The organism is Pseudonocardia aurantiaca (assembly GCF_039526725.1).
GTDB classification, from domain to species: Bacteria; Actinomycetota; Actinomycetes; order Mycobacteriales; family Pseudonocardiaceae; genus Pseudonocardia; species Pseudonocardia aurantiaca.
In genome coordinates this window covers 413,615-430,525 of the sequence record NZ_BAAAJG010000010.1, presented here as the reverse complement: position 1 = coordinate 430,525, position 16,911 = coordinate 413,615, and the positions used below count along the sequence as shown (strand labels likewise).

Here is a 16,911-nt window from a genome sequence, read left to right as displayed (position 1 = left end):
TCGGGAGCCTCACCGGGCGGTCCACGGCCGGCGCCTGGATGCGGACCTCGAGCGCGCTGGACGGGGCCGCCGGCCGGCTCGGGCGGGCGGCCGACTGGGGCCGCGCCACCACCCGCTACGGCCTGTTCGGCAAACGCGGCGAGGGCGCCGCGTACCGGGAGATCGGTGCCAGCCGGGCGGCCGCCGACCAGGTGGTGCGCGACGCCTACACCGCCCGCGCCGCGCGGATCAAGGCGGGCGGCAAGGCGGGCGACCCGGTGCGCGCCGCACGGCTGGACCGGCTGGAGCGCTCGCTGCAGATGGTGGAGCAGCGCAGGGTCGCCGTCGCGGCCCGCCAGGGCGGCACGGCCGCGCGCGAGCGGCAGCTCGCGGAGGAGATCGACGTCCTGCTGGAGCTGCGCGGCAACACTGCGCAGACGGTCGCGTCGATCGCCCGTGAGCTGGGGGTCAGCAAGCGTGCTGTGCGCGGCGCCCTGAGCCGGGAGTTGGCGGAGGGGGCCGGCGTGGGCTCCGGTCCCCGGATCGGCCTCGCACGGGACCGCAGCGGGGCCCCAGCGGTGGTCCGGCCCGAGGGTGGCGAGACGGCGGCGGCGCGGTTCGACCGCTTCCTGGCCGACGAGATCGACGCGCGGCTGGCGGACAACGGCGACGCCCCGATGACGGTCGCGTCGCTGGCCCGCGAGCTCGGCGTCAAGAAGTCCGCGATCCGGACCGCCCTGAACCAGGACGCGGTGGCGCGGGGCGACGCGGGCGCCGGGATGCGGACACAGGTCGTACGGGACGGCAACGGCACGGTCTGGGTGCAGCGACCGGACCCGTTCGCCGCGCTGCCGGACAGCGCTCCCCGGCCGGGCAGGGGGCCTGTCCGCGGGACGCCTGCGCAGCAGGCCCTCGCAGAGCAGATCGACGCGGCACTGTCCGCCCGCGGCGATGGACCGGTGACCCTTGCCTCGCTCGCGCGCGAGCTGGGGGTGCGCAAGAACCAGATCCGCGATGCCCTCCGCGCGGACGCAGGCGACCGGGCGGCCGCCGGAACCGGTCCACGCGCCGAGGTCGTGTACGACCGCGACGGGACGGGCCGGGTGCAGCGCCCCGACCGCGACGGCACAGGCGACGGCGGCGACGCGCCATCGAGCCCGCCCGGGCCTGCACCCGGCCAGCAGCAGCCGGACGGGATGCCCGCGGGGTCGTCGGCCGGCGGCGCGCGCCCGCAGAAGAACACGTCCGGCGGGGCCGGCGGGCCGCCCGGCGACCCCGGAGCCGGACCGCGCCCGCCGCGCGGTGACGAGGCGGGCGGCGGTGCTCGGCCCCAGCCGTCAGCGCCGGCCGGCACGCGTAAGCACGACGGCAAGGTGCGCAGCGGCGATCCCCCGCACGCGGAGATCGACAACACTCGACCGCTCGGCAAGGGCGCGCGGACGGCCGGTGAGCCGCCGGCGCGGCCTACGGGAGCGGAGGCGCCGAACCGGGGCGCGTTGAAGGCGCAGCTCGCCGAGGCCAGGAAGCAGCTGGCCGAGGCCGAGCAGGCCCGCGACGCCCGCCTGGAGCGGCTGGACGCGGCCGTCCGGCAGACGGCCGACCGGGGCTACCGGAGCGAGCTGCTCGACGCCCGCGACCGGATGCTGACTGACGACCCTGCGATCACTTCTGCGCGCGAGCGCGTGCGGGAGGCCCAGCACGCAGTGTCGAACGAGCGCGCCCTCCGGGGTGGCGTGCGCAAGCAGATCAACCAGATCAAGGAGGTGTGGTCCCGGCTCGATGACGACGCGTACACGGCACTGCGTGAGCGGGCGCTCGGCGGGCAGACGCTCACGAGGAGCGAGTACTTCGCGCTGATCGCCGAGGAGATCCGGCTGTCGCTCGAGGTCCGGCTGCACGACGTGCAGCTGGCCGGTGCGATCGCGCTGGACCGAGGAGCGAGCGGTGCGCTCGGGTTCCTGACGCTGCGGGGCCGGCTGCGCGGCACCGTCGTGGAGATGCTCACCGGCGAGGGCAAGACCGTCACCGGCATGCTCCCGACGCTGAAGCGCGCCTACCAGCACCGCGGCGGCGGGGTGCACGTGTTGACCAGCAGCACCCAGCTGGCCAAGGACGCCGCGGCGGCCTATCGCCCGGTGGCGGAGCGGCTGGGCCTCGATGTCGGACGCCTGCGCGGGCACGGCGAGCCGGCGCACGCGCGCCAGGCGGCCTACCGGGCCGACGTCACCATCGGGTCGGCGAGTGACTTCCTGTTCGACCTGCTCGACGACGGGCAGCGGGCCGGCGGCGCCCGGCTGCAGCGGCGGCACGACTACGCCCTGGTCGATGAGGCCGACATGATCCTGCTCGACTGGGGCGGCACCCCGCACCGCCTCGCGGAGGCGCTGCAGGGCCGGGCGCGGTACGCCGAGCTGACCTGGGCACGCGACGTGGCCGCAGGGTTGCGCGCCGACGAGGTGCGCGCCGTCGCCGGCGAGTCGGTGACGATCAGCGCCAAGCAGGCGAAGCGGATCGGCGACCGCCTCGGGCACCCGCTGTCCGAGCAGCAGCGCACGGATCTGGTGAACGCAAAGCGGGCCGAGCTGCTCCAGCAGAACGTCCACTACAAGATCGCGGACCGCGCCAGGGTGGAGATCCTGGACAACCCGAACGGTCGGGCGCTGGACGGCCAGCGCTGGAGCCAGGGCCTGCACGAGGCGATCGAGGCAAAGCACCGGCTGCCGATCGGACGGCCGCAGCGGACCATCGCGCAGGTCACCGTGCAGGAGCTCCTGCGGAACTACCGCGACCTGGCGGGGATGACGGGCACCGGGGCGGAGGCCCGTCCGCTGTTCCGCAGCCTCTACCGGATGAACGTGAAGCAGGTCCCGACGAACAAGGCGCGGCGGCTGGAGGAACGGCCGCTCGAGGTGTACGCCTCCACGGAGGCCTGGCTGAACGCGCTCGCCGACGGGGTGGTCGCGCGCAAGGCCAGCCCCGCTTCCGAGCTAATGATCTTCCGGACTGCTGCCGAGTCCGAGGTGTTCGCCGCGATCCTGGACGAGCGCGGTGTGGCGGTGCAGGTGCTCAACGCTCTGGACCAGCGCATCGGCTTCGAGGATGCGGTGATCGCCGCGGCCGGCCGACCGCACGCGGTGACCGTGGCCACCAACATCATGGGCCGTGGCACGGACATCCTGCTCGGCGGCGGCCGCGCGTACCCGAGGGCGCAGCGTGCGGTGATCGAGGCCGGCGGGCTGCGGGTCACGGTCGCGAGCCTGTTCGAGTCGAGGCGGGCCACCCAACAGGCGTTCGGGCGGGCCGCGCGCCAGAGCGAGCCGGGGTCCGCGGGCGAGGTGATCTCCCTCGACGACCCGATCCTGGCGCAGCACGCCAACCCGGCAGCGCTTGCCCGGCTGAAGCAGGACTTCGCCCGGCAGCGGGGCCGCCTGCCGGAAGCGGCGGTCGCCGACCTGGTGAGCCGGGCGGTCGCGCGGGCGACGAAGGCCCAGGAGCGGCAGCTCGCGAACGCCGTGCGCGGCCGTGACGCCGAGCTCCCCGGCATCACCCGGCAGACCGATGCCGCGGGCGCTGCCCGGCCGGCCGCCAGCGGCCCGGTACGAGGCCTCGACGCCGCGATCGACGACGCCGTCGGGCGGATCCGGGGGCTGGAGCGCGACGTGGCAACAGCCCGGCAGGAGCTCGCCGCCGCCGCAACGAGGTTCGCGAGGGGTGCTCGTGCCGCGCGCGTGACCGACGCCTGCGCGGCGGTGTGCCGGGTCGAGAACGACCTGACGCTGGCATTGCGCGATTACCAGGCGCTGACCGAACCGAACGCCGTGGATCTCGCTGCGGAGCCCGTCGCGCGCGCTACGGCGCAGGCGGACCGCGGCGCGGCGACGCAGCTCGGCGTGTCGGACGAGGCGGTGGCCCGCGTCGACGAGCAGATCGACGCGGGCGACTACGCCAGGGCAGTCGCGACGCTGCAGGAGATCGCGAGCGGAGCGCTGATCATCGGACGGTTCGCCGAGCATGGCTGGGGCGCCGCCGAGCACGCCGCGGTCGCGGCCCACCAGGCCGCCGCCGCCCTCCAGCGCGTCGCCGACACCAAGCGGCCGCCGGATGGCTTCGAGGTCCGCGAGTACACGGGGGCGCTGGCGAGGCTGGCGGGCCTGGTGCGCACCCGGCCCGCGGGGGCAGCCGTCGAGGCCATCCAGAAGCAGCGGGGTGGGGTCGAGGGGCTGCTCACCACCCTCGACCCGGCCCAGCGGGTCGAGGCGATCGACGACCCGGCGCTGCGCGCCCAGCTGGAGCGGCTGCTGGGCAGCAGTGCCCCCGAGCAGGTCGTGAACGACATCCATGACCTCGCCGTCCGCGGCGAGCTGAGCGCCGAGCAACTGCGCGGCCTGCTCGCCGTCGGTCGGGACGTCAGCCCCGCACAAGCGATCAGCCGGTTCGCCGCGCAGCACGGGCTGGACTGGAGCAGGGGCACCAAGCAGCGGTTCCGCGAGGCGCTGCGGGATCTGACGGACGAGCCCGGGTCGACTCCGGGTCCGACGCGCGCGGCGGCGCCGGCGGGCGCCGGCTTCGCGGCGGGTTCGCTGGAGGCGCTGGTGCTGCGGGCGATGGGCGGCCAGCAGCGGCGCACGATGGCCGCGGTCATGGCGGGCTTGCCGTGGTGGATGCCCCAGGCTCTGCGGGACGCGGTGGCGGAGCGCATCAAGCAGAACGGCGTCAACGGGTTCCGCTACAGAGAGCGCACGGTAAGCCGCAAGCCGGTCGGATACGTGCACCGCACCGGACCCACGGCGCAGCAGCCCGGCCCGCGGGACGCCGGCCGGGGCTGGCTGCGCACCGCCCTCGTCACGGCGGCGACGGGCGGGCTGGCGGGTGGGGCGTTCGCGCTGCTGGGTTGGGTGACCCCGGCGGCGCTGGCGGCAGGGGCGGCGGTGGCTGCGGTGGTCTCGGTGGCCGTCGGGACCTACCGGTATCTCCGGGAGAGCCGCGGGCCGCCGCCGGTCTCCTCCACTCTCGTCGGCACGTTCGTGGTGCTGACCACCGGTCTGGTGCAGATCGGTGTTGGCCCGGCCGTCGTGGCGACGGCGATGGGTGGAGCGATCATCGGCAGCGCCGTGGTGCGGTTCCTGCCGGACGTGGTCCGCGGTGTGCGGCAGCGTGGTGCGCTCGTCGCCGGGCTGCTGGCCGATGCCGGGCTGGCGGGTCGTGGCGGGTTCCCGGGGCGGGTAGCGGCTCGGGTCCGGGTGATGCGCGAGCTGCGAGCGAACGTCGAGGCCGCGGGTGGCGCGGTGACGGCGGCGCGGCAGCAGGTGGTGGAGCTCCGCGCGCTGGTGTCCGACTACGAGGCCCAGCTCGGCCGTGCGGTGCGGGAGAGCATCCGGTGGCTGCTCAACCCGCCGGACGGGACGGTGCGCGGTCCTCGGTACCGGGCGGCGGTCGCGACGGTGCTGGGTGTGCCGCGCGCGCTCGTCGACTCGATGGGACACGATCCGGGGATCTGGCCGGACACGCCGGCCGCGGTGGGCGGGGAGGCGGACCGGTTCCAGGGCTTCCGCACCGACGCGGGGGTGGTGCGCGCCAAGATCGCGAGCCTGCGGCGGGCGCTGGGTAACGCGGAGCGGCAGTTGGCCCAGGCGATCGCCGCCGAGCAGGCCGGGATCGCGGCCGTCCCCGGCGCCCGGGAGGCCGCTGTGCGGCATGCACTGGCGCAGCTGGCCGCGATCGGTGGCGGCCCGGTGTCGTCGCGGGCCGCGCGGCGGGTCGGCCAGGTTGCCGCGGCGGGTGGCGGTTCGGGTGGCGGCGGCACCTCGGGTGCGGTCGGTGTCCCGGCCGAGGGCCCGTCGGGTTCGGCGCCTGTCGCGGCGGGGACCGGGCGGCCGGCAACCGCGCCCGCGGTGCGCAGCACGACCGAGGCCAACCCGATCCGCGGTCCTCCGTCACTCAAGGGGCTGCGCCGGTTCGGCGCCGGTCGCGCGCTGCGCACGGCACTCGTCGCCCAGGAGGAGTCGCGGGTGCGGCTCGCCGAGGCGGACGGCCGGCTGCAGGAGGCCCTCGCGGAGAACCGCGAGCTGCGAGCCCGGTTCGAGGAGCAGGCCGGCGGGCTGCGGGCGGTCGTGGACGGCTCCGCCGCTGCCGTGCCCGCCGAGCTGGCCGCGCAGCTGGCGCAGTCGAACGAGCAGCTGATCACGGCGCTGGAGACGCGCCGGCGGGTGGAGGCCGACCTGGCCGCGAAGCTGGCGCGCGCGGTGCGGGCGGCGAGCGCCGCCGGGATGCAGCACACGCTGCTCACCCGGGTGACCGGGCTGGCCGGGGACACGGTCTCGATGCTGACCGGTCCGTGGCGCGGCGACCCCGAGCGCTTCCCCGTGGTCGACGCGGTGAACAGCCGGCTGATGCGCTGGTTCAACCGCGGCGCCGAGTACGGCCTGCCGGACGGCGGCGTGGTGACGGTGGGCTGGCTGCGCGAGCAGCTGGGCGACACCGGCCGGTTCGTGGTGATGGTCGGCGACGACGGCTCGTTCACGCTGGTCGGACGCAACCGGACGGCGCACTACGACCTGTCCGACGGGCACTTCCACCCGGCGGGCTACGACCACTCCCGCCCGCCGCGGGTGGCCGGATTGCTGGAGTGGCTCCGCGCCGCCGGTCACCAGGGCGTGGTGACGTTCCACTTCATCCCGCAGCACGGCAAGGGCTTCGCCCCGCTGGGGGCGACGTTCTACTACCTGGTCAACAGCGTGCTGAACGTGGCGCTGTGGGCGAAGACGCCGATGCTGCAGATGTGGGGCGTGTTCTCCGACGTCCGGCTGGCCTACGAGGTCCGGCACCTTGCCCCGGAGCTGCGGTGGCGGGCCGTGGTGGGCTCCACCGGGGCGCGGATGGACATCCGCGGCGCGCTGGTCTACCTGCGGCTGTTCACCCTGCTCAACCCGGACGTGGCCGGGATGATCGGCGAGACCACGATCGCCAAGGAAGCGGTCACCCGGATGTTGGGCCCGCAGGCGATCCACGCGGTCAACCCGGTGTGGCGGGGCCAGATCGACCGCCTGGTCGCGGCCGCCGGGCTGCTCCGCGCGGCCGTCTCCGACGGCAGGCTCGCCGCTACCGACCTCCCGGACGCGCTGCGGGCGATGGTCACCGGCGGTGCCGAGCGCGATCCCGCGCAGCTGCTGCCGGTGCTGCTGGGCCACGTCGACGCGGTCCGGTCACTGCTGGACGCCGCAGGCCGCGGCGACGCGGCCCGGGCGCTGCTGCCGGCCAAGGAGCTGCGCCGCCTCGACGTCTACAACCCGCACTTGCGGGAGCTGTTCGAGGCGGTGCAGGAGCAGGGCCACCTGATCGTCGTGCACAACGACTTCGGGCTCGCCCGCATCCTGGAGGACTTCCGCTACGGGGCGGAGCGTCCGGACGGCCGGTACGGGATGCCGCTGCTGTCGCTGCTGCGCCAGTACCCGGGCGCGAAGGTGATCTTGGCGCACATGGGGATGGGCAAGTTCACTGATCCCACCCCGGGCTACGTCCGGATGTGGCGGCGGATCCTGTCCGACCCGGGTCTGCGCCACGTGTCGACCGACATCTCCTGGAACGAGGTGGCGCGCCACCTGCGCAGCACCCGGGAGATCACCGACGCGTTCATCGACCTGGTCCGCCACCACAGCGACCGGATCATCTACGGCACCGACTCCGTGAAGCCCGAGTCGCTCGCGCAGTACTTCCGCCAGATCTACGACCTCGACCCGGTGCTCGACCGGGTCCGCAACGAGGTGGGGGTCCGGGCCTGGTCGAACATCCGGCACGCCAACCTGGAGCGGCTGCTGGCCGCCGCGCGCCGCGACGTGCAGCAGTGGGCCTACGTCCAGCTGCGGTCCGGCTTGTGGGACGAGGTGCTGGCCGAGGCCGGCCCCGAGCACCGCGCGGTGATCGAGCGGTGGATGCTGCGCTACGCGCTCGAGCGCGACGAGGCGGCGCTGGCCCGGCCCGACTCCGCGGTGCCGGTCGTCGGCCCGGGTGACTGGCGCAACCCCGCCGACGAGGCGACCGCGCAGGCGCGCAACCTGCTGCGCTGGCACAACGCGGTCACCGAGAAGGTGGCCGGCGCCGCCAGGCTGATCACCTGGAAGCTGGTGCTCGCGTCGCTGCAGGCCTCGGTGGAGGACCACCAGCGGGCCCGAACCCGGCGTGCGGCGCAGCGCCTGGAGGGCCGCGGGCTCGACCGGGCCCACGACACTGCCGGGCTGGGCCTGGTCGACGCCGGCGGCGCGCCCTTCACCGTGGACGCGCTGGTGGCCGCCGACCAGGCCGGCCGGGCGCTCGACGACAGCGCGACCACGCGTGGGGTGCTGGATGAGGTGCAGCGCACGCAGCTGGCCCAGGACGCGGCCGACCGCTCGATGGCCCTGCAGCGCAAGCGGTTCCTGATCAGGACGGCGATCGGCGCCGCGGTCGTCGGCGTGGTGATCGCCGTCGGTGCCCCGCTGCTGCAGGTCACCGCGACGGTGAGCTACGCGGCGTTCGCGCTGCGCGGGGCGCTGATGCTCTACCGCACGGCGTACTCGCACCAGATGCGGGTGATGATCGAGTCGTTCCTGGAGCGCGGCCAGTTCGACCCGAACACGATCGACGTGCTGATCGCCAAGACCCGCAAGTACGCGGTGCTGTCCGGGACCGGCCGGGCCCGCCTCGCCCTCCTGGACAAGACCACCAAGGGGTACCAGGCCGAGGTCCAGCGGATCGGCGAGGAGTGGGACGCGATCACCCGCAGTGGCACCGCCACCGCCGCGCAGATCCAGTTGGCGCGGGACCAGGCGCTGACCGCGTTCTCGGTGCTGCTGGACAAGGTCGGCGTCTACTCGGGCACCCAGTACCAGTCCTACCCGTCGATCTCCGCCGACGCCGGGTTCCTCGGCCGGACGGTCAACACCGTCCTCGCCGCGACCTACGCGCTGCACTTCTCCTGGCACTGGCAGCAGGCCGCCGCGGCGACCAGCACGCTGGAGTTCTGGGTGAACGCCGTCTACGCGGTCACCGACGTGCTGTTCTTCCTGCCCGCGATCGCCTCGGTGGTCACCGGGTTCGCGGGCAAGGACGTGGCCGGGCACCACCCGATCTCGCGCAAGCTGGTGCACCTGCTCGGGATGCCGATCATCACGGTGGCCAACGCCCTGCTGACCTGGCAGCTGCTGCTCGAGCACGAGTGGCTGTCGGTGGTGCCGGCGGTGGTGCTCACCTATGCGACTGGCTATCTGACCAAGCTTGGGGTGGTCGTCGAGCTCGGGCTGGGCCGGATCGCACCGCGCAAGGGCGCCTGGGCCAGCGCCTGGCTCGCGGGCGGCCTCGTCGCGTTCGGCGTGATCGGGCTGATCCCCGCGAGCTGGCCCGTCGTCGTGCTCGGGCTCGCGGGCGGCACCGGGCTGCTGCTGGGCCTGTCGAAGAGCGATACCTGGCGGGCCCGGCGGATCCGGGGGCCCCCGGCCCAGCGCCCGCAGCGCCCGGCGACCCGCGCGGACCTGAACCGCATCCGCGGGGAGGCGATCGTCCACCCTGACGGGCTGGGTGTGGTGCTGGTCCCGCCGGGTGACCGGCTCCGCGCGTTCGGGCTGGAGCTGCGGGTCGGGTCCGGTGAGGTCGTGCTGGTCATGCACGGCGACCGCGACGGGTTCATCTACCCGGCGCAAGAGGCCGACATCCGGGTGTCGGGCGCCCAGGTCGGGGACCTGCTCGCGCAGCTGCTGCCGCCCGCCCCCGACCGGACGCAACTGACGGTGTGTGCGTGCTCGATCGGGGCCGCACCGACCCGGCGCATCCAGGAACTGTCGGCGCGCGCCGGTCGCACGGTTGTGGTTCAGGCCGGTGAGGTGCTGGTGCATCGGCCGGGCCGGCGTGGCGCCCGGATGACGGCGTCGGGCAGTTGGCTGCAGGTCGACGCGACCGGCACGGTGCAGTACGTCCCGGGCCCACAGGCACTCGTGGCTCCCCGAACCACGCCCGGCACCCGGCGGTTGGGGCCGCCCGGGGTGGCGCTGCCGATCGCCCCGCGGGCCCCGCCGGTCCGCGCGGGCACCGGAGGCGACCTCGAGCAGCGGCTGACCGCCGAGCAGTGGGCGTTCGTCGACCGGCTGGTCGATCTCAACGCCCACGTGATGAGGGAGCGCACGGGCTGGGCCAGGGCGTTCCTGGCGGCGCCGCGGGACTACGTGCGCACCGGGGACTGGACCGGCTCGATCGTCGGCAAGGTCGTCGAGGAGCTGGGCCGGCCGGTCCTGGAGGCGCAGGCGCGAGCCAACGGGGAGCGGGTTCTCGCGAACGTCTGGATCGAGATGATGCCGGAGCAGGGCAGGGGCTTCGGCAACTTCGACGAGCTCGACTTCCTGATGGTCACCCACGACGGCCGGCTGACCCGCTACGTCAGCGCCAAGGCGAATCTGTCGTTGTTCAAGAAGGGTAAGGACCGCGACAAGCTGGCGAAGCTGTTCCGCGACGTTCCGGACGGCACCGATCGCGGCGCGCTGCGCCGCTACCTGGACGACAGCCCTTACTTCAACCGCGATTCCTCCGCGGTCGCCAAGGTCGTGGTGCGCTGGGAGGAAGGCGGGCGGCAGTACTCGGCGTCGCTCGCGCAGTTCCGCGAGATGTTCCGGATCCCGTCGACCGTGCCGATCGAGCGGGTGCCGATCGAGCTGCTCATCACGTGGGATGCCGACTGGTACGACCACCGGATCGAGCTGACGCTGGACCAGGTTCGCGACGTCGTGGCGATCGCCGTCCGGCGGCACGCCGACGCGGCCGGGCTGCTGACTGACGACGCCCTTGCCATGCCCGAGCCCGCGCCGGTCGCGGCCCCCGAGCGGGCGCAGCGCCCGGCCACCGAGGCCGACCTGGCGCTCATCGAGTCCGAGGCCATCGTGAACCCGGACGGCGCCGGGGTCGTGCTGGTCCCGACGGGTGAGGAACTCCGCGGGGTCGCCCTGGAGCTGCGGGTGGGTGCCGACGAGATCGTCGTGGTCGTCCACGCCGACGCGGCCGGCGCCTACTACCCGCTCGGCGAGGTCGACGTGCGCCTGAGCACCGAGCAGCTCGCCGGGCTGCTCGACCGGCTGGTGCTGTCCGGGCGCGGGCTGGCCGCCCCAGCCGCCGACGTGGTGCTCTGCGCGTGCGCGGCAGCCGCCGACCCGGAGAACCTCCTGCGCGGCCTGTCCATGCGCACCGGGCTACCGGTGGTCGGCCCCACCGGCACCGTGCAGGTGATGCGGCCGGGCCCGCACGGGGCCTCGGTCAAGGCCAAGGGCCGCTGGCTGCGCGTCGACGGCCTGGCGCCGGTGCAGGTCGTGCCCGGTCCCGAGGCACTGATCCGGCCGTTCCGGACCGAGGGGACCAGGCGGCTCGGGCCGCCCGGGATCACGCTCCCGTACGCCCCGCGGGGTCCACCGCTCCGCGCGGGCACCGATGACCAGAGCGCGAGCTCCGCGACGGACGGGCTCGCCCCGGTGCAGCCGGTGGCCGCTCCGGCCGCGCCGTTCGCGCCGCGCACCATGCCCGCAGCTCAGCGCACCGGGCCGCCCGGGGTGGCGCTGCCGATCGCCCCGCGCGCCCCGCCGGTCCGCGCGGGCGAGCGCACCGGCCCGTTCAGCGTCGGAGCCCCGCCGCCCGTGCACGAGCGGCGCGCGATCATCGACCGGCTGATCATCGAGAAGGGCAAGTTCTTCACGAAGCGGGCTGCCGAGCGGCTGGCCTTCCTCGCCGACCCCGAGGGCTACACGGTGCGCGCGCCGTGGTTCGGCAAGCTCATCGGGCCGGTCGTCGAGGAGTTCGGCGCGCCGATGATGGCCGCGTTGGGCCGCGAGCGCGGGGAGACCCTGCTGCGGAACGTCATCGTGTACGCGACCGGGCCGGGCGGGGCCAAGCTCGGCTCTCTGATCGAGCTGGACTACGTGCTCGTCGGCCGGGACGGGTTCGTCCGCTACGTGAGCGCGAAGAACAACCCGAAGCGGTTCACCCCGGAGTCCGACGACAAGGACATCGCGCACCTGTTCGACGCGATGCCGACCACACGGGAGGAGGGCCTGCGGACGTTCCTCGGCCAGGAGCGTGAGGTGAGCGACGCGCGGCTGGACGCCGAGGGCGTGCTCGTGGTGTGGACGGGCAACGAGCGCGGCACCGCGCTGGCGGACTTCCGGGCCGTGTGGGTGCAGGGGGGCGTCGGCGAGATCGCGATCGAGTTGCTCTCCCCGCAGGGGCCTGGCAGGCCGCGCCACGAGATCGCCATGACGGCGGCGGAGATCCGCCAGGAGGTGATCGAGGGCGTGCACCGGCGGGTCGCGCTCCTCGGCGTCGAGCAAGGCCCGATCTCGAACAAGCAGGCGAAACGCGAGGCGCGGCGGGCGGCGCGCGCGCAGGCGCGGGAGGAGGGGCGCACCGACGGTCCGGCGTCCTCGGGCGGGATGCTGGCGGTCGAGGACCTGCCGGGTCCCGCGCGGGACGCGGTGCTGGCCGTGCTCCGCCGGTGGGCGGGGGCGATGCGCCCGCTGTCGACGGCGCAGTTCCCGCACCTGGCGCGTGGCCCGCCGCAGGCCGAGGCCCCCGTTGTCGTTCTGGACGCCGAGCCTGCGCTGGTTGCTGCGCTGGAGCGGGCCGGCCTGGTCGACCCGTTGCGCTCGTTCCGGGCATTCGGCTGGGTCGACCCCACCGCCGCGATCGCCGCCCACGGAGTGGTTGTGATGTTCCGCCACCGGCTCGCCGAGCTGGACGCGCTGGTCGCCCGTGGCCACCTCGCGCAGTCCTGGTTCCGGCGGCTGCGCGAGTACGAACATCGGTTCCGCATCGCCGGGCACCTGCACCCGGCCATGGACGAGGAGCGTGCCGCGGTAGCGGCTGCGCTCCTGCACGAGCTGCACGCCGCCGAACGAGCGGCAATGCGCGGTGGTGTCCGGCCGGTCGCCGTGGGTGGTTGGACGGCCGGACGCGTGGCGAGGTGATCGCTCGGTTGCCGGACGTCCTGCCGGGTGCCCGTCCGCTGTCCGGGGAGGAGTTCCCGCACCTGGCGCGGGGCGCCCGTCCGAGGGTGTGGCACTGGTCCGCGTCACCGAGGCCGACCTCGGTGACGGCGGCTCGCTGGTCGCGTTCGGCCTGTGCGATCCCGTGCTTGCTCCGGCCGGGGTGATCATGGTTCCGGCCCTGGTGGTGCGTGTGGTCGAGCGCTGGATCGTGGCGATCCGGCATTCGCGGACTGGTGGGCCCGGCTGCTGCGCCACGAGCTCGGGTTCTATGTCGACGCTGCGGAGCGGAACGCCGCCCCGCTGGCAGCCGAGCTGATGCGAGCGGTGGAGGGTGTGCTCGCCGGTCACCCGGTGCTGGCGGCCCTGGGCGTCGAGGCGCTCCCGGTGGGCGCAGGCCTGCCGGCCGTCCCGTACGGGGACTACTTCGGGAACCAGTCGGCCCGCGCCGAACAGCGGCTGGAGCACGGGGTCGGCGAGCACGCTGCCGCATCGTCTTGGAGGCAATGGCGAGCGGACCTGTGAGGACAGCTCTCTACCGCTGATGTGCCGATCAAACCTGGACGGTCCGCCGGCGCTGCCGCCACGCCAGGCTCACAGCCTGCAGGACGAAGAAGACGCCGCCGGCCGTGGTGTAGACGCATACCGGTCGCTCGGGGCGCGCCTCACCCTCGTCGTGGGTGCTCGGGGGCTGCTGCCTCGCGAGGAGGACTTCGTGCGCGCCCAGGTCCGCGAATCCCTGGTCGAGCAGGGCGTGGACATCCGCGCCGGGCGGCGGGCCGTCGCCGTCCGGCGCCTCGGTGACCACGTGACCGTGACCCTGGACGACGGCAGCTCGCTGACCGCCGAGGAGGTGCTGGTCGCGGCAGGCCGGGCGCCGCAGACGGCCGATCTCGGGCTGGAGACCGTCGGAGCGCGGACCGACGGCTTCGTGAAGGTGGACGAGCGGATGCGGGCGCCGGCGGTGGACTGGCTCTACGTGGTCGGTGACCTCAACGGGCGGGCGCTGTTCACGCACATGGCGAAGTACCAGGCGGCAATCGCGACCGGCGACATCCTGGGACAGGACATGTCGGTCGAGCACCTCGCCGACGGCGCCGGGTCGCCCCGGGTGATCTTCACCGAGCCGCAGGTCGCCGCGGTGGGGCACACAACGGCCAGCGCGACGGTGGCGGGCCTGCGGGTGCGCGTGATCGACGTGCCGACCGACGGGAACGCGGGAGGGGCGTTCTCTGGTGGCGTTCGCGGCACCAGCCGGTTCCTGATCGATGAGGATCGTGACGTGCTGGTCGGCGTCACCATCACCGGAACGGCCGTCGCCGACTTCCTGCAGGCGGCCACGATCGCGATCGTCGGGGAGGTGCCGATCCGGCGGTTGCGGCACGCGGTCCCGGCGTTCCCCACCCGCAGTGAGATCTGGTTCTCCCTGTTCGACGCACTGCGCGTCTGACGCCCGGGTACCGGCCAGGGATCTTCCCTGGGGCGACGACCCGGTCCACGTCCCGATGGTGGTGCCGGATGCCGGTCGGCATCCGGCACAGGGAGGAGCTGACGATCGTGGATCTCAAGATCGAGGTCATCGTGCTGCCGGTCTCGGACGTGGACCGGGCCAAGGAGTTCTACAAGAGGGTCGGTTTCCGGGAGGACGTCGACTACGCCGGCGCGGAGGGCTTCCGGGTCGTGCACTTCACCCCGCCCGGCTCGGCGGCGTCGATCATCATCGGCGACGGGGTCACCGACGCCGCGCCGGGCTAGGCGCAGGGGATCCACCTGGTCGTGGACGACATCGTCGCGGCGCGGCAGGAACTCGTGGCGCGGGGCGTCGAGGTGAGTGAGCTCTTCCGCGACGCCGGGGGCGTGTTCCACCACGCCGGAACCAAGGACCGGGTCACCGGTCCGCATCCGGAGCGGCAGTCCTACAGCTCGTTCCTGTCCTTCGAGGACCCGGACGGCAACGGCTTCGTGCTGCAGGAGGTCACCGTGCGGCAGCCGGGACGGATCAGTCACGTCGTCTACGGGATCGCCTTCGAGAGCTGGTTTGCCGCCGCCCGAAAGTAGCCATCCAACTTGGGTGACACCGATTGATCGACAGGTCCGTTCCAGCGGATCCGACTTCGCATAGGAGCTTTCAGATGATCAGCAGGCGACGATTCACGCAGGCGCTCGCGGGGACGGTGGCGGCGACGTCGCTCGGCGCCCGCGCTAGGGAGGACCCGCCGACGCCCGTCGCCACGGCCAACCTGCGTGCCGGATCAGGCAAGAACACCACACTCGGCCCCATCAAGCAGATCGACGCTGGGGTGCTGAACGTCGGGTATGCCGAGTTCGGCCCGGCGACCGGTCAGCTGGTGCTGCTCCTGCATGGCTGGCCCTACGACGCCGGCAGCTACATCGACGTCGCACCGCTGCTGGCGGCCAATGGTTACCGGGTGATCGTCCCGTACCTGCGCGGCTACGGGCCGACCACGTTCCTGTCCGCGCAGACGATGCGGAACGCGCAGCAGGCCGCGGTGGCGCTCGACATCATCGCCCTGATGGACGCGCTCGGGATCCAGAAGGCCGTCCTCGGCGGATTCGACTGGGGTGCGCGCACGGTCGGCATCATCGCGGCGCTGTGGCCGGAGCGCTGCAAGTCGATCGTCTCGGTGAGCGGCTACCTCATCACGAGCCTCAAGGCGAACCTGCAGCCGCTGCCCCCGGCCGCCGAGTACGGCTGGTGGTACCAGTACTACTTCGCGACGGAACGAGGTGCCATCGGCTATCGCCAGAATCGGCGCGATTTCAACGAGCTCATCTGGAAGATCGTCTCACCCCAGTGGAACTTCGACGGCGCGACCTATGACCGCACGGCGGCGTCGTTCGACAACCCGGACCACGTCGACATCGTCATCCACAACTACCGCTGGCGGCTGAGCCTGGCCCCCGGCGAGCCTCAGTACGACGTCCAGGAGCAGAAGCTGGCCACGGCACCGGCCATCTCCGTGCCGGCGATCACCATCGGGAGTGACTTCGACGGCCCGGCCGCCGACGGGATGTCCTACCGCGACAAGTTCACGGGCAAGTACGCGCACCGCGTCTTCGCCGGAATCGGACACAACGTTCCACAGGAGGCCCCGGAAGCCTTCGCGCAGGCCATCACGGACGCAGACCACCTCTGAGCCGTGGCAATCCGCTCGCCCTGCTCGAGCTGCCGCACGGATACACGCCGGCGGAGCTGGGCGTTCGGATTCGGCACGCAGAGCGCGACGCCCCTGGTGATCCGGGTGGAGGAGGGCTTCCAGCGGCGCATCACGGCGCTTCCCGCGGACACCAGCCGGCTGCTGCTCACCGCCGCCGTCGAGCTGGTCGGTGACGTGACGCTGCTGTGGCGCGCACTCGATCGGCTGGGCATCGGACTGGAGGCCGCTGCGCCGGCGGAGGCCGCGGGGCTGGTCGAGTTCGGGACCCGCGTCCGGTTCCGCCACCCCTGGTGCGGTCGGCCAGCCGGCGGTCGGCCGACGCCGCCGAGCTGCGCGAGGTGCATCGTGCACTCGCCGAGGTGACCGATCCGGACCAGGATCCCGACCGTCGAGCCTGGCACCGGGCGCACGCCGCGGTCGGGCCCGATGAGGAGGTCGCCGATGAGCTCGAGCGCTCGGCCGGCCGGGCGCTCGCCCGCGGCGGGCCGTCCGCCGCCGCCTCCTTCCTCGAGCGCGCGGCGGAACTGAGCCCGGACCCGAAGCCGCGCGCGGCACGCGTCCTGGCCGCCGCGGGTGCTCGACTCGATGCGGCCCCTGTCACCACGGTGTCCGACCTGCTGGCGACCGCCGAGCTCGGCCCGCTCGACCCGCTGCAGCGGGCGCTGATCCATGTGATCGGTGGGTCCTGGGTCCAGGTCGGGTCCGGCCGAGCTCAGCACTCAGGCCTGCCCACGCCCCTCATCGCGCTCCACCGCCGGGCATAGAGT

General features: G+C 73.8%; 10 protein-coding genes. 9 read left to right on the top strand and 1 reads right to left on the bottom strand.

Annotation, left to right across the window (positions count from 1 at the left end; translation table 11 throughout):
- Positions 1-38: 38 nt before the first annotated feature.
- The 3 genes from ABD143_RS17640 (at position 39) to ABD143_RS17630 (ending at position 13,490) form a co-directional block, all read left to right on the top strand.
- Complete coding sequence (locus ABD143_RS17640; RefSeq protein ID WP_343979058.1) at positions 39-12,947, top strand: preprotein translocase subunit SecA; 12,909 nt, start codon at positions 39-41, stop codon at positions 12,945-12,947.
- An 88-nt stretch (positions 12,948-13,035) separates the two neighbouring features.
- Positions 13,036-13,284 (top strand): hypothetical protein, encoded by a 249-nt coding sequence (locus tag ABD143_RS17635; RefSeq protein ID WP_343979055.1) that lies wholly within the window; start codon positions 13,036-13,038, stop codon positions 13,282-13,284.
- A complete protein-coding gene (locus tag ABD143_RS17630) occupies positions 13,284-13,490 on the top strand; it encodes a hypothetical protein (RefSeq protein ID WP_343979052.1) in 207 nt (68 codons plus the stop codon). The genes ABD143_RS17635 and ABD143_RS17630 overlap by 1 nt, the downstream gene beginning before the upstream one ends.
- A 28-nt stretch (positions 13,491-13,518) precedes the next feature.
- On the opposite strand, the gene ABD143_RS17625 is transcribed toward ABD143_RS17630, so the two are convergent.
- Positions 13,519-13,773, bottom strand: coding sequence for a hypothetical protein (locus tag ABD143_RS17625; RefSeq protein ID WP_343979128.1), 255 nt, complete (start codon positions 13,771-13,773; stop codon positions 13,519-13,521).
- On the opposite strand from ABD143_RS17625, the gene ABD143_RS17620 reads away from it, so the two are divergent.
- From ABD143_RS17620 to ABD143_RS17595, 6 genes are all read left to right on the top strand, one after another.
- Positions 13,657-14,415: an FAD-dependent oxidoreductase gene (locus ABD143_RS17620; RefSeq protein ID WP_343979119.1), complete on the top strand. Its 759-nt coding sequence runs from the start codon at positions 13,657-13,659 to the stop codon at positions 14,413-14,415. The genes ABD143_RS17625 and ABD143_RS17620 overlap by 117 nt on opposite strands.
- A 68-nt stretch (positions 14,416-14,483) precedes the next feature.
- Complete coding sequence (locus ABD143_RS17615; RefSeq protein ID WP_343979049.1) at positions 14,484-14,720, top strand: hypothetical protein; 237 nt, start codon at positions 14,484-14,486, stop codon at positions 14,718-14,720.
- A 21-nt stretch (positions 14,721-14,741) separates the two neighbouring features.
- On the top strand, positions 14,742-15,023 hold the full coding sequence (locus ABD143_RS17610) for a VOC family protein (RefSeq protein ID WP_343979046.1): 282 nt from the start codon (positions 14,742-14,744) through the stop codon (positions 15,021-15,023).
- A gap of 74 nt (positions 15,024-15,097) precedes the next feature.
- On the top strand, positions 15,098-16,123 hold the full coding sequence (locus ABD143_RS17605) for an alpha/beta fold hydrolase (protein ID WP_343979043.1): 1,026 nt from the start codon (positions 15,098-15,100) through the stop codon (positions 16,121-16,123).
- A gap of 105 nt (positions 16,124-16,228) precedes the next feature.
- Positions 16,229-16,507: a hypothetical protein gene (locus tag ABD143_RS17600; RefSeq protein WP_343979040.1), complete on the top strand. Its 279-nt coding sequence runs from the start codon at positions 16,229-16,231 to the stop codon at positions 16,505-16,507.
- Positions 16,504-16,908, top strand: a complete 405-nt coding sequence (locus tag ABD143_RS17595; protein ID WP_343979037.1) for a hypothetical protein — start codon at positions 16,504-16,506, stop codon at positions 16,906-16,908. Before ABD143_RS17600 ends, ABD143_RS17595 begins: the two co-directional genes overlap by 4 nt.
- Positions 16,909-16,911: the final 3 nt, after the last annotated feature.